10 protein-coding genes are annotated in these 13,895 nt (G+C 62.0%); 3 read left to right on the forward strand and 7 right to left on the reverse strand.

The window, feature by feature from the left end:
• Window positions 1-131 precede the first annotated feature (131 nt).
• From ABIB60_RS08245 to ABIB60_RS08260, 4 genes are read right to left on the reverse strand one after another with little or no spacing between them, the layout of a single operon-like run.
• A complete protein-coding gene (locus tag ABIB60_RS08245) occupies window positions 132-1,331 on the reverse strand; it encodes an FtsX-like permease family protein (protein WP_354579068.1) in 1,200 nt (399 codons plus the stop codon).
• Window positions 1,328-2,578, reverse strand: a complete 1,251-nt coding sequence (locus ABIB60_RS08250) for an ABC transporter permease (RefSeq protein WP_354579070.1) — start codon at window positions 2,576-2,578, stop codon at window positions 1,328-1,330. The genes ABIB60_RS08245 and ABIB60_RS08250 overlap by 4 nt, the downstream gene beginning before the upstream one ends.
• On the reverse strand, window positions 2,568-3,155 hold the full coding sequence (locus tag ABIB60_RS08255) for an RNA polymerase sigma factor (RefSeq protein WP_354579071.1): 588 nt from the start codon (window positions 3,153-3,155) through the stop codon (window positions 2,568-2,570). Before ABIB60_RS08255 ends, ABIB60_RS08250 begins: the two co-directional genes overlap by 11 nt.
• Window positions 3,156-3,211: 56 nt before the next feature.
• Window positions 3,212-3,880, reverse strand: a complete 669-nt coding sequence (locus tag ABIB60_RS08260) for an ABC transporter ATP-binding protein (protein WP_354579168.1) — start codon at window positions 3,878-3,880, stop codon at window positions 3,212-3,214.
• A 404-nt stretch (window positions 3,881-4,284) separates the two neighbouring features.
• Here ABIB60_RS08260 and ABIB60_RS08265 point away from each other — a divergent pair, with 404 nt between their 5' ends.
• Together ABIB60_RS08265 and ABIB60_RS08270 are read left to right on the forward strand one after the other, a co-directional pair.
• Window positions 4,285-5,229, forward strand: coding sequence for a helix-turn-helix domain-containing protein (locus tag ABIB60_RS08265; RefSeq protein WP_354579073.1), 945 nt, complete (start codon window positions 4,285-4,287; stop codon window positions 5,227-5,229).
• Between the two features lie 93 nt (window positions 5,230-5,322).
• Complete coding sequence (locus ABIB60_RS08270) at window positions 5,323-6,075, forward strand: SDR family NAD(P)-dependent oxidoreductase (protein ID WP_354579075.1); 753 nt, start codon at window positions 5,323-5,325, stop codon at window positions 6,073-6,075.
• 124 nt (window positions 6,076-6,199) lie between these two features.
• On the opposite strand, the gene ABIB60_RS08275 is transcribed toward ABIB60_RS08270, so the two are convergent.
• The 3 genes from ABIB60_RS08275 to ABIB60_RS08285 are packed head-to-tail and all read right to left on the reverse strand — an operon-like array spanning window position 6,200 to window position 10,506.
• Window positions 6,200-7,657, reverse strand: a complete 1,458-nt coding sequence (locus ABIB60_RS08275; RefSeq protein ID WP_354579077.1) for a TolC family protein — start codon at window positions 7,655-7,657, stop codon at window positions 6,200-6,202.
• 48 nt (window positions 7,658-7,705) lie between these two features.
• Window positions 7,706-9,238, reverse strand: a complete 1,533-nt coding sequence (locus ABIB60_RS08280) for a serine hydrolase domain-containing protein (RefSeq protein ID WP_354579078.1) — start codon at window positions 9,236-9,238, stop codon at window positions 7,706-7,708.
• A 20-nt stretch (window positions 9,239-9,258) separates the two neighbouring features.
• Window positions 9,259-10,506, reverse strand: a complete 1,248-nt coding sequence (locus tag ABIB60_RS08285) for an efflux RND transporter periplasmic adaptor subunit (RefSeq protein WP_354579080.1) — start codon at window positions 10,504-10,506, stop codon at window positions 9,259-9,261.
• An 884-nt stretch (window positions 10,507-11,390) separates the two neighbouring features.
• Between ABIB60_RS08285 and ABIB60_RS08290 the strand changes: the two genes are divergently transcribed.
• Window positions 11,391-13,871, forward strand: coding sequence for a TonB-dependent receptor (locus tag ABIB60_RS08290; protein ID WP_354579081.1), 2,481 nt, complete (start codon window positions 11,391-11,393; stop codon window positions 13,869-13,871).
• The last annotated feature ends 24 nt before the right edge of the window (window positions 13,872-13,895 follow it).

A 13,895-nucleotide genomic window follows, 5' to 3' on the forward strand; every position in this document is an offset into this window, starting at 1 on the left:
CCACTTAGTTTAGCTGACGGTCAAACCAGTTCGTTGTCGAATTCAACACGTTCCTTTTGTCAACCAACCAGTTTGGGTCGGCCTCAAACTGGTTGGTTGTTTCAGGTAACAGATTCGATACGTCAAAGAACTTACTCTTCGCGCAGAGCCACGGCCGGCCGGATGCCGGCGGCTATTTGGCTGGGATACAAGGCACAGAGGGCCGTAAGCGCATACATCAGCAGGGTAGCCAGCAGCATAGCAGCCAGATACACGCTGGTTTGCACATTCAGCAGGCCCAGCAGCGGAAACTGCACCGCTACCACCAGCCCCAGCCCCAGCCCAAAGGTGGTGATAACCAGGGTTTCGCCCAGAAGCTGCCGGCCAATATCACCCGCCGTGGCACCCAGGGCCCGCCGTAACCCTACCTCGCCCCGGCGCTGACTGATGTTGTACCACAGCACACCAAACAGCCCAAGGGCCACATTCAGCAGCATAAACAGGCTCATACTGCCCAAGAGCAGGGGGCGCGTAAGCAGCTGTTTGAACTGGCTGTCGTGCATTTCCTGCAAGGTTCGGATGGATACCGACCAGTTGGGGCTAATGCGACGGACGTTTTCGGCAATCTGCTTTTCGAGGGCCGCCCCCTGTCCGGCCTGCACCCGCAGCAGCACCGATTGAGCCAGAAAAGAGGTATCGGTGGGGAAAATAGGGCTGAAGATGGCGGCCAGCGGCTCCTGCAGCTCCCCATCGGAGCGGAAGGCACGTACCACGCCCACCACGCGCTCCTGCTCGTCGCCGCCGCGCACAATACTGCCCACGGCCGACCGCCCATCGGGGTACATAGTCCGTTGCAGGCGTTCATCAATTACTACCGGGGGCCGTGCACCGCGCACGGCATCGGCGGGCTCAAACCAGCGGCCGGCCACCAATTCCAGCCCCATCACCGCGCGCAGCTCCGGGCCTACCGTGTACACGTTCACGTTGTTGAGGCTGTGTTTCGTTGAGTCGCGGGGGTCGGTAAAATCCAGGGACCGACGGCTGTCATTAAAGGAAAAGGGCGTGTTGGAGGCCGTAAGCGCCGCGCCTTTGATTTGCGGGGCCGCGCGCAACCAAGCCATAATGCGCTCCAGCACAGCCAGCTGCTCGGCTTTGGGCTGGGGGCCGGCGGTGAAGTTTAGTTGCCACGCCTCGGTGTAGGTAAACCCCAGCGGCTGCCGGTAGTACGACCACAGCACGCCCCCCATGCTGCTCACGGCAAACAGCACCACAAAGGCCAGGGCAATGCCCACCATCAGCAGCGCATTGGCCCGGCGGCGGTTCCAAATCAGGGTAAACAGGTGACGGATCATAGGTTGGCTTCTCCTTTTAAGGCTTGGTTCACAGGTAGTTTCGACATTTTGCAGGCTGGGTAAATGCCCGAAAGCAGCCCGAACAGCACCGCCAGCAGCAGGCCCACTGCAAACACACGCCCGTTGATGCCCAAGTGAGCATAGGCAATGAAGTGGCTGCTATTGAGCAAGTAGAGCACGGTGGAAGCCAGGCCCAGGCCCAACGCCCCGCCCAACAGCGTCAGCATCACATTTTCTACCAGAAACTGGCGCACCAACGTACCAGCCGTGGCCCCAAAGGCCTTGCGCACTCCTATTTCGGCGGCTCGCTCCAGGGTCCGGCTCACGTTGATGTTGACCAGGTTGAGGGTGGGCAGCAGCATGAACAGCAGCCCCAACCCTACCCACTGCAGCCAGAACCGGGAAGCGTCGCCGCTGGCGTCGGCGTCGTTGTCGTGGCGGGCCATGTAGTGCGCCATCAGGGTGCGGGCATACGAGCGGATTTCCTTGTACTGGGTGGGTTCGGGCACCGGCAGGCGGCGGACCATCTGCTGATATTCTGCCTGCATGGCCGGCACATCGGCGGGCCGGCGGGCCAGCAGGATAGCCTGAAACTCGCCCAGGTAGTTTGGGTCACGCAGGTCGGCGGTGGTGGTGGTCACGGGCAGCCAGCACTCGGCATAGGTAAGCTCCCGGGCGGTAGGCACGTCGCGTACCACCCCCAATACCCGGTAGGCCAAACCATCCAGCTGCATGGTTTGGCCCACGGCTGCCGCCACCGAACCGAAGCTGCGGCGGGCCATCGTTTCGTTGAGTACCAGCACCCGGGCCGCGTCGCGCACTTCCGCCGTATTGTAGGGTCGGCCCGCCACAAAGTCGAAATCCAGCACCGCCCAGTAGTTGCCATCGGTGTAGCGGCGGTCTGCCTTTACCACCTGCGGCCCCGCGTACAGCGCCACGTTGGTAGGATAAGCTTCGCTGATGGCCACGGCCTGAGGCGTGCGCAGGCTGCGCACGTGGCGCTCCAGAAAAGCGTAGCCCAAGCTGGACGCCCCCTGCGACTCTGGCCCTTTGAGCACCATGCGGTTGACAAACAGCAGCTGGTCGGCGCGCAGCTCCGGCCGGGTAGTACCCACGGCGTGGTCAAACAGCGCATACATCACCACCAGCACCATAAGGGTAAAGCTGATACCGAACAGGCTGATAAAGGTGAAGAACTTGCGGCGCAGCAGCACCTTCCAGGCAATTTTGAGGTAGCTAAGCAACATGAGCGTAGGAATAGGAAGTGGAGAGAGAAGAATGCAGCGCCGTTACCTGCCGCTGCAGCAGGGCCCGGGCCTTGCTTAGCTGCGACTTGCTGGTGCCCTCCGAAATGCCCAGCAGCGCGGCCACTTCGGGGTGGGTGTAGCCCTCCAGGGCGCAGAGGTTGAACACGGTGCGGTAGCCGGCGGGCAGCTGCTGCACCAGCCAGAGCAGGTCGGCGGCCTGCAGCTCCACCTCGGCGGAAGGCTGCGGGGCCGACAGGTGGCGCACGGCAGCGGCTTCCAGACTGAGGGTGAGGTTTTCGCGGCGGCGCAGGAAGCTCAGGCACTCGTGCACCAGTATGCGGCGCACCCACCCACCCAGGCTGCCGGTGCCCGCAAACTGGTGCAGCCCCCGAAACACTTTCACAAAGCCCCGGGCCAGTACATCCTCGGCATCAAACTCGTGGCACACGTAGCGCAGGCATAGGGCCAGCATGCGGGGCGCAAACCGCTGGTACAGCTGCTCCTGGGCAGCAGCATTACCCTGGCGGCAGGCGGCTACCAAAGCAGCATCAGATAAAGGAAAGGCAAGCGTTTTCATAGCGGAAGAATCCTGAACAGACTGGCAACTCAAAACTGGCAACTGGTAACTCACGCCTAGCTCACTTGGCTGCCGTCGAAGAAGCGGATGAGGCGCTGGGTTTTGTGGGCCTGCTGCTCGTCGTGGGTCACCATCACAATGGTGGTGCCTTCCTGGCGGTTGAGGCTCAGCAGCAGCTCCATAATCTCCTCCCCCATCACCGAATCGAGGTTGCCGGTGGGCTCATCGGCCAGAATGATTTCGGGCCGGCCGGCCAGGGCCCGGGCAATGGCCACGCGCTGGCGCTGCCCGCCCGAAAGCTGGCTGGGGAAGTGGTTGGTGCGGGCCCCCAGGCCCACTTTTTCAAGGGCGGCGTAGGCCCGCTGCCGCCGCTCCTTGCCGCCCACGCCGGGCCGGTACAGCAAGGGCAGCTCCACGTTATCCAGCACCGAGAGGTCGTTGATGAGGTGGTAGCTCTGGAATACAAACCCGATTTTGTGGTTGCGCAGCCCCGCCAGCTCTTTATCGGAGTACGACTGCACCGGCCGGCCATCCAGCTCAATCACGCCAGCCGTAGGCTCATCCAGCAGCCCCATAATACTGAGCAAGGTTGATTTTCCGCAGCCCGAAGGCCCCATAATCGACACAAACTCGCCTTTGTTGATGGTCAGGTTTACGCGGTTCAGGGCTACCGTTTCAATGGTTTGGGTCTGGTAGATTTTCTCAATGTTGCGCAGCTGAATCACGGGCTGGAGGGCGGCAGAGCTTCTCGCTTCGGCCGTTATCTGGGGCCGGGCGGTGGTTTGAGCGAGGATGTTTTCCATGAGAGCTAGAGAATAAGGGTAAGCAGGATGAGGCAGGAGTGTCCGGTTTTAAGCAGGCCGGTGCCAGATTCCTGGTAGCATAGCCAAGTGCCGTGCCACACGCATAACTTATTCATTTACATATAAATACAACCAAAACAGACGCTATAACCACCGCTAATTCTGTCCAAAAACGGACAGTGTGTTCGAAAATAAAAGGCCGACTGTCCGGTTTGGCAGGCAGGTGGCCGCACAGGCAGTGGTGGTGTAGTTCCGGGTGCCCCAGCCAAACTTTCCGGGGGCTGTTGGGTTGCTCAGGCTTTGAATTCTACAAGCAACCTACTGCCATGACGACTACCGCGCTGAACGAGCTCTATCAGGAATTAGCCCCTTGTACTGACCTCAACCTAAGCACTTTACTACCCGGCGGTATTCAGCGCGAGGTGGGCCACTTTAACACATTTGACATAGCTGACCTCTGGGAGCCCACTCAGCCGCAGTCCGCCACGCCCCACACCTGCCGGTCCTTCTACAAAATCAGCCTCTTGCGTAGCCACAGCCGCGCTTATTTCGCTGACCAGGCCCTTGACATTGCCCCCGATGCCCTGGTGTTTTCGACGCCGAAAGCGCCGTTTCAGTGGCAGCCCACCGAACCACAACAAGGCCAGTTCTGCCTCTTCACGGCTGAGTTCGTGCTACCGGTTCTCGGCGGCGCCACTCCCGACGAGTTGCCCTTATTCCGCGCCGACGGCCACCCCGTGTTTCAGCTGACTCCAGCCGAGGCGGCCCGCGCAACAGCTATTTTTGCGCACATGCGCACCGAGCTGGCCTCCGACTACGCCTATAAGTACGACCTGCTGCGGGCCTACGTGCTGGAGCTGCTGCACCTGGGCCAGAAGCGGCAGCCCGCTGCCACGCTCCACCCCACCTATTCAGCAGCGGCCCGGCTCTCGTCGCGGTTTGTGGAGCTGCTGGAACGGCAGTTCCCACTCACCAACTCCCAGCAGCGGGTGCCACTGCGCACGGCCAAGGATTTTGCCGCCCATTTAGCCGTGCACGTTAATCACCTCAATAAAGTGCTCAAAGACAGTACCGGCCGCACCACCACCGACCTTATTGGGGGGCGGCTGGCGCAGGAAGCCAAAGTACTGCTACGCCAGACCGACTGGACGCTTTGGGAAATTGCCGATAGCCTGGGCTTTGTGGATGTGGCGCACTTTTCCCACTTCTTCCGGCGCTACGCCCCCATCAGCCCCGGCGCATTCCGGATGCTAGAAGCTACTCCGGTTTGATTTCTACAACAAGCTGATTGGCGCGTACAACACGCCTGCAAGTGGGGCCCGTGACCTTTGTCGTGTTCATTTAACACCACAAACGCACTTCCCATGAGCACTTCCAAAATAGCCCTACTCACCGGCGGCAGCCGGGGCCTGGGCAAAGACATGGCGCTGAAACTGGCTCAGCAGGGCATTGATGTTATCCTTACGTACCGCAGCCAGCAAGCCGAAGCGGCAGCCGTAATAGCCGAAATTACCGCCCTGGGACGCCGCGCCGTAGCCCTGCCCCTCAACACCGCCGACGTGCGCACCTTCGGAGAGTTCTTCGGGCAGGTTAGCACGGTGCTGGCCGCTACCTTCGGCACCGACCAGTTCGACTTCCTGATCAACAACGCCGGCACCAGCCTCACTGCCCCTATTGCCGAGAACACCGAGGCGCAGTTCGACGAGATGCTGAATATTCATTTCAAAGGCGTGTACTTCCTCACGCAGAAGGCGTTGCCCCTGCTGCGCAACGGAGGCCGGATTATCAATATTTCCTCCGGCACCACGCGGGTTGCTTTTGCCGGCAGCTCAGCCTACGCCAGTATGAAGGGAGCCGTGGAAGTATTTACGCGCTATTTGGCCTTGGAGCTGGGCAGCCGAGGCATTGCAGCCAATGTGGTAGCGCCGGGGGCAGTATTTGGTGGCGGTGCCATGCCGGATACGCCCGAAATCCGCGCCTACGTAGCCCAGATTACGGCCCTGGGCCGCGTGGCCGAGCCCGATGATATTGGGGGCCTTGTTGCCTTCCTCTGCACGGATGCCGCCCGCTGGCTCAATGGCCAGCGCCTCGAAGCCACGGGCGGAATGATGCTGTAACATGATGCGCCGGCAACGGCTTGCGCAGTAACCACGGCGCCAAAAAGGCCGCCATTACCGGATATGGCGGTAATGGCGGCCTTTTCGGTGCCGGGTCGGAAGTCAACCAGGCGACTCGGCGGGCCTACTGTGTGGCCAGGGGCATTTGCCGCTCAAAATCATAAAGCGTGAGGGCCCGCAGGCGGTAATGGGCCACCCAGGCGGCACGCAGGGCCTGAATGTAGGCGCGGCGGGCCTGGTCTTTTTCGGCCAGGGCAATGGTGAGGTCGGTGAGGCTGATGCGGCCCACTTTGTAAGTGGCCTGGGCAATGGCGTAGCGCTGCTGGGCCAGGGAATCGGCGCGGGCGGATAGGTCCAGCTGCTCGCTGAGCGTAGCCAGCTGGGTGGCCTGCACCTGCACGTTCAACTCGAAGCTGGTTTCCTCCTGGGCCACGTCCGTCTGCACCTGGCGGCGGGTCAGCTCGGCGGTTTTCATAATGGATTTCTGCCGGCCCCAATCGAGCAGCGGCATGGCAAACGTGAGCTGCACCTGCTGCTGGTTTTGCAGGGCCAGGTAGGTAGCCCAAAGGTTACCAGCCTGGTTCACGTAGCCCAAGTTGGCCGAAAGCACCGCCTGCAGTCCGGTGGTACCGCGGGCCAGGGCCACTTCCCGCTCGGCCTGCAACAGCCGCCGCCGGAAGGCCAGCACCACACTCCGGTTCTGGCGGGCCTGCACCAGGGCCTGCTCGGCGGGCACCACCAGCCGGGGCGTGGGGGCCGGCACCGCGAGGCGCAGGGCTTCGGCGCGCAGCCCGGTGTAGCTCTGTAGGCTCACGGCGGCGTTTTGGGCATCCAACTGGCCCTGGGCCCGGGCCTGGCGGGCGTTCAGCAGGTTGAGCTCCAGCCGCAGCAGGTCGCTCTGGGAGAGGCGGCCGAGCTGGTACCGCTCCTTGCCAATGCGCAGCAGCTCCTCGTTGGCCTGCACGTTCTGGCCGGCTACTTCGGCGTTTACCTGCTGCTGCAGCACGTCAAAATACAGCTCCGTGATGCGCTGGGCAATGGTTTCGCGTTCCTCCGTGTATTGGCGCTGGCTTTCCTCGTAGCGCAACGGCTCAATCTGCCGGTCCCATTTCAGGCTGTTGAACTTGCCGATGGGCTGGGTGAGGCCGATGGATACGGGCTGGTTGTTGTAGCGCTTCAGGCGGCCGTTGAAATCATCAAAGCGCTGCACCTCCGAGGCCACGAACACCTGCCCGCCCGTGAGGCCGATGTTCTGGCTGACCGTGAGGGCCAGGTTGGAGTTGTTGATGCGCACGGCCCGGAAGTCGGTGGTACCATCGGGCTGCACCACAGGCGTAATCACGCGGCTGAACCCCGGCACCGTACCTTGCACCCCCAGTTGGGGCCGGTAGTTGGCCTGGTAGGTACGCCACTGCCAGTAGCTTTTGTCGCGGGTGGTTTGGGTTTGCTTGGCCGCCGCCGACTGTGTGAGGGCCAGTTCAATTACCTGGTGTAAGGATAGCGGCGCCGGCTGGGTTTGCCCGAAGGCAGGCTGGCAGAGCAGCCCCAGCAGGGGCGCAACCAGCCACATGAGAGGTTTCATGGCGTTGAGGTAAGCATACAACATGGCAACTACAGGGTAATGCGCGGGCTACTGCCCTGGCGTGGGGCGGGTGGTGCGGGCCACGGCAGGCAGCTCCCGTTTCAGGTACTGCTCCAGCTGAGTCAGGCGGCTCTGGCTGATATTTTCGTTTACCAGTAGCACCACGGCCACGTCCTGGGCCGGGTAGAGCACAAAGCGGGTGTTGAAGCCGATGGACTGCCCATCGTGGTAAATCCGGCGCTGGCCTTCCGCATCGGTATCCAGCATCCAGCCCAGCCCCATCCCGAAACCGGTATCCGCCCCGTAAGTGCGTTGGTGGGCCAAGCGAACAGCCGGCTCACGCTCCTTGAGGTTGGCCGCGGCGTACTTCAGCAGGTCGGCGGCGGTGGAGCTCATATTCGGCCCACCCCAGTAGCCCGTGTAGTTGGGGTGCTGCTGGGGCTGCTGGCGCTTGTCGTAGCCGGTGGCAAAGCGCTGGTGCTCAGTGGCGGAAAGTACCCGCTTGGTGTCGTGCATACCAAAGCGGGTGCGCACGTACTTCGTCACCAACTGCTCGTAGGGCTGCTGGTACACGCGCTCCAGCACCAGCTGCAGCACCAGCATCGCCACGCCGTTGTAGCGGTAGGTAGTGCCGGGCTTGGTTTCCAGCCGAAACTGGTGCATGTCCCGCAGCAGGCTGTCGGCCGTGTACTGGTTGTAGTAGGCCGTTCTTTCTACCAGGCTCATCTTGCCCTGCCACTCCTTGCGGGCGGGGCTGTACACCTGGGCCACACCGGGCATACCGGACGTATGGTTAGCCAGATGCATCACCTGAATCGGCTGCCCTTCAAACGCCAGGTTCGCGTACTGGCCCGGCAGAAACTGGCGGATATCATCAGTCAGCTTCAGCTTTTTGTCGAGCACCGCCTGCGCCAGCAGGGTCCCCACGAAAGTTTTCGCCACTGAGCCTAAGTCGTAATACGTGGAGGAAGTAGGCAGCCGCCCCGAGCCTTTCACCACCTCGCCGTAGTTATAAAACGACATCTTGCCGCCCTGATAAATGCCAATGGAAAGGCCGGCCGCATCCGGGTGTTGCATATACAGGGTGGCGGCGCGGTGCACAGCCTGGTCCAGCACGCTTTTCTGCGGGTTGTCCGTTAGCGCCGGGGTGGCACAAGGCGTGGGCTGGGCAATGAAGTCGGAAATAATATAGTCGTCCAGCACGCCCGGGGTGGCGGCTACCAGCGTCACGCGCAGGTTCTGCTTTTCGCCTCGCCACTCAAACTCGTGCTGCTTGCCCTGGTCGCGCAGCGGCACGGTGGCCGTAATCCGGCCGGTTTGGGTTTTCAGCTTGGTCAGGAAGTTGCGCATGCTGCCGGCCGGCTCCAGTTGCCGCAGGGCCGCGCTGCCGTACGCCTCGCTGGCAATAAAGTCGCCCCGGTTGAATTGCGCCACCAGCGTGTCGTTGAATTGCCGGTGAGAGGTAAAGCCGGGAGCCTGGGCCTGGGCCGATACGCCAGCCAAAGTAGCAGCCGAGAAAACGAGAGCAGCGGAAAAGGAGCGAAGCAGTAGCATGGGATAAACGGGAATAGAAGTAGTCATGAAATAGGTGAGTGCAGGACTTAGTCCTGAATGGTGAGCTCCGGAGTATCGAGGTGGTCTTTCATATCCGACACTACAATTTCCTCCCCCGCTCCCAGGCCGCCGGTTATCTGCACAAAATCGAAGTTGCTGGCCCCGAACTGCGCGGTGCGGCGCACGGCTTTGCCATCCTTCACCACAAACACCGGCTGCTCCTTGCCACCCTGGTAGAAGGGCCCATTTTTCACCCGCACCACGTTGTGGTGGGCGTTGGTTACCACAAACACGTCGGCCCGCAGGTTGGCGCGCAGGGCCGGGTGGTGGTCCTGCTGCAACGCGGCGTAGAAGGTTACCACGCCCTTTTCCACGGCCGGACTAATGGTACTGATGGTACCGCGCAAATCGGTGCCGTTGATGCGGATAACTACCGGGTCCTGCAGGTGCAGGGCGTCGGCGTAGGTATCGGAAATAGTGGCCCGCACCCGGAAGCGGCTCAGGTCTGCCACCCGGGCCAGCGGGTCGCCGGCCTGCACGGTGGTGCCCAGATCTTCGTTCACCCAGGTGAGCACGCCGGCTTGCTGGCTGCTGATGTTGGCCTGCTGCAGCTTCCCGGCCAATTCGGCAATGCTGCGGTCCTGAATCTGCATAGTAAAGCCCAGCTCCCGCACGTCGGCGGCGTTGGCGGCCCGCTGGTTCCGGATTTGCTCACTTAGCCGCCGTAGTTCCAGCTGCGCTACCCGCAGGTTCAGCTCGGCCTGGCGCACACTCTCGGCGGTACCGCCGCCAATCTTGAGCAGGTACTGCTCATCCCGTAGCGCCGACTGCAGGCTGCGCACTTTTACCTGCTGCACCTGCTCCTGGGAGCGAAGGTCGTTGAGAGCTTTTTCGAGGCTGAGCTGCAGCTGGCCATTCTTGTTACGGTTTTGCTGCTGCTCGTCCTGCAGTTTGGCCAGGGCCGTGTTGGTCAGTTCCCGGTCCAGCTCCAGAATCGTCTGGCCCGGCTGTACTTGGCTGCCTACGGGCACGGCCACCCGCCGGATGGTGCTCGGGATGGGGCTGGTAATGACGGCCTCGTGGGCCGGAATAATTACGCCGGCCGCCGTGAGGGCCGCTTCTACGTCGCCGGTTTCGGTGCGGGCCGTGAGGATGGCGCTTCGGTTGAGGCTGGGCTTAAGCACGCTTCGGAAAGCCAGCAGGCCAGCTACCAGCGCCAGCAGAATACCCGTTCCGAGCAACCAGCGGCGACGCTGGCGGCGGTTTTGGGTAGAAGTAGGTATAGCTCTGTCCATTTTCGCACAGGTAGAAAGGAGGTTCTACCCAACGTAGCCAATGGCCGTGCCAATTATATAAACATCTATTTTTCAGCACTATACACGCATACACACCTTTGCAGAGAGTTGAAAATCTGTCCATTTCCGAACAGGCTGTTCGGTACTGTCCGGGAGTGACGACCTGCTCCGCAAACATGCACGGGTAAAGCCCAGCGTTGGCGTAGGGGCTCCGAAAGCAGTCTGAACTGGTTGCCGACTGCCTGGGTAGCTAGAAGATACTTGGCATTTCGGCCCTGGCATGGTCCTGTGGTGGACAAGCGTGCGGTGTTCCGAAAGCCGCATTATCAGCCCTTAGCGCTCAGAAAAAGGGGTTTCGATGACGGCCAACTGCCGCCAAAAAGAATATGGCAAAAAATGTATACCACCGGGCAACCCCTTAGAGTTGGCCTCCATCTACCCTACTGTCGGCCAGCAACCCTTGGTGGGCAGCCTTCGGTTACTGAGCGTTGTCTTCGAGCAACTCCGAAGCTCTAAAACACAAGGTTTTCGAGGAAACATAAAATTAATTTTTCTAGTACCTTGCGTTACATAGTACCTTTGCTTACCTTTGAAATGTTGATTAGATAAAGTACCGGCCGCGCCGCTGCTCCCTCACCAGGGCCAGACGCGGCCCTCCCCGAAAACCACCTCGCGCCAACCGGGCCGGGTGTTGGGCCCCGGCCGGAAGCGTCTGCTTCCCTGCTGCCGCTCAGCGTTTTTGGTTATCTGGCACCCGCTTTTACGGCGGTTTGTGCCCCTGCTCATCACGTTTGAATTTCTGGCAACCATGCTACCTCCGGCGGAACCGCGGCCACCGGACCCAGCCTCTCCTTGCCCGATTTTTCCTCAACCACTCCCTTCCTATGACTTCCTTCCTGTCTTCCGGCCGGGCCCTGCGGGGCCTGGGGTTCCTCGCTATGCTCTTTCCCCTGGCTGCCGCGGCCCAGCAGCAACCCACTGGCACCGTAAGCGGTATTCTGCTCGACCAAGCTAACAACCAGCCGCTGCCGTTCACCAACGTTATCCTGCTTCGGGCCCAGGATTCCAGCTTTGTGGCCGGGGCCGAAACCCTTGAAAACGGCTCGTTTGCGCTGGAGAAGCTGGGATTGGGATCCTATCTGCTCAAGGCTTCGGCGGTGGGCTACCAGAATTACCGCCGCTCGGTGCAGCTCACGGCGGCCTCACCCGCCCTGCGTCTGGGCACCGTAAAGCTGGCTCCTACCGCCACTCAATTGAAGGGCGTGACGGTAACAGGGGAGCGGGCTACCGTGGAAAATGAGCCCGGCAAGCGCGTTATCAACGTGGAGAAAGACCTGGCCAGCGTGGGCGGCATGGCCACCGACGTGCTGCGCAACGTGCCCTCGGTGGCGGTAGATGCCAACGGCTCGGTAAGTCTGCGCGGCTCGGCCAACCTCACCATCCTCATCGATGGCAAGCCCTCGGGGGGCAGCAACGGCGGCACCGGCCTGCGCCTCGACCAGATTCCGGCTTCCCGGATTTCGCGCATCGAGGTAATTACCAACCCCTCGGCCAAGTATGATGCCCAGGGCACGGCCGTGCTGAACGTGATTCTGAAAAAGCAGACCAAAAACGGCGTAAACGGCCAGGCCAGCCTGCTGGGCGGCACCGGCGACAAGTACAACGCCAGCCTGAGCCTGAACAAGCACCAGGGCAAAAGCAACCTGAGTCTGAGCTACGACCGGCAGGATGAGTACTACCGCAACCGCAGCAACAACCGCCAGGCCTCCGGCGACGTGACCACCCGCCAGGTCGGCACCGGCCGGGAACGGAACGATTCCCACTCCCTGCGTCTGGGCCTGGATTATGAGCTGACGCCCGAGCAGAGCCTGAACCTAAGCGTATCGCCGACCTGGCAGCACGAGCGGGACCTGAGCCTGCAGCAGCTAAGCACCGAGCGGACCGGCCAGCCCACCACCACCCAGCTAGGCCGCCAGGACCTGAACGTGGATGTGCGGGTGTTGGAAAACGTGGGCAGCTACCGCCGCACCTGGGAAGCCCACAAGGGCCGCGAGCTAACGGCCGTGGGCGGGGCGGTACTCATTGATGCCGAAGTGCCCGTAACTCAAACGCTGGAAGCTGGTGCCCTCAGCGGCTGGCGGCAGCAGATGGATGTGCAGGCCCGGGTGTACTTTGCCCAACTCGACTACACCCACCCACTTGCCGGCAACAAAGGCAAGCTGGAAACCGGCCTGAAAGTGCAGCAGCAGCGCAGCAACGGCACCGCCGACCTGTTCGCCTTCCAGCCCGACGCCCCCGGCCAGTACGTGCGGGACCCGGCCCGGTCCTTGGCCTACAACTTCCGCGAAACTGTGCCGGCCGCCTACGCTAACTTCCAGCGTGGCTGGAACGGCTGGAACACCCAAGCCGGCCTGCGCACCGAGTACACCAACACCAGCGGGGCCGTAAATGGCGGCCAGGGCAAGTTTCAGCTTGATTACCTGGGCCTGTTTCCTACTGCCAGCATCAGCCGGGGCCTGGGCCGCGCCGACTCCACCAAGGGCGGGGCGCAACCCCAGCAGATATCCTTAAGCTACGCCCGCCGCCTCAACCGCCCCAACTTCATGCAGCAGCTGGCCGTGCCCCTGTACCAGGACCCGCGCTTCTACCGCCTTGGTAACCCGGCGTTGCGCGCCGAGTTTAGCCACAACCTGGAAGTGGGCCACCAGCTGAGCCTGCCCGGCGGGGCCGAAATTACCACCACTTTGTTCGGCCGCTTCACCAACAATGCCATTCAGCGCCTGCGCAACGTGGATACGGTGGCTACCAACCGCAACCCCGCCGCCGGGCTGGTACTAGTGGAAACCTACCGCAACGCCGGCACCACCGCCAACGTGGGCCTGGAGCTAACCTGGGCCCAACCCCTCACGGCCTGGTGGCGGGTGCAGGCCAGCGGCTCCCTCTACCGCACTCAATTCCAGACCAACGCCGAAAACACCGTGGACCGCCGCGCGTTGGCTGGCAACGTGCGCCTCAACCAGAACTTCACGCCCACGCCTTCCCTGGATGTGCAGCTCACTGGCCAGTACAACTCGGCCGTTCTCACGGCCCAGGGCCGCCGCCTGGCCTACGGGGGCATTGATGTAGCCCTGCGCCAGCGCCTGTGGCAGAACCGCGCCGCCCTCACCCTGCGCGTATCCGATGTGCTCAATACCCAGGTGCGCCGCTCCATCGTCGATTCGCCCGACCTAACCGCCAACCTCTACACCAAGCCCGAAACGCGGGTAGGCTGGCTGGGCTTCACCTGGTACGTGGGTGCCTCCAAGGCCAAGGCCGGCCGCATCGACGGTGCCCCGAAAGGCGGCGGCGGCGGGTTTGGCGGCTAGTTTTTGAGCTAATGGCTATTAGCT

This window comes from Hymenobacter sp. UYP22 (assembly GCF_040547285.1).
GTDB lineage: Bacteria > Bacteroidota > Bacteroidia > Cytophagales > Hymenobacteraceae > Hymenobacter.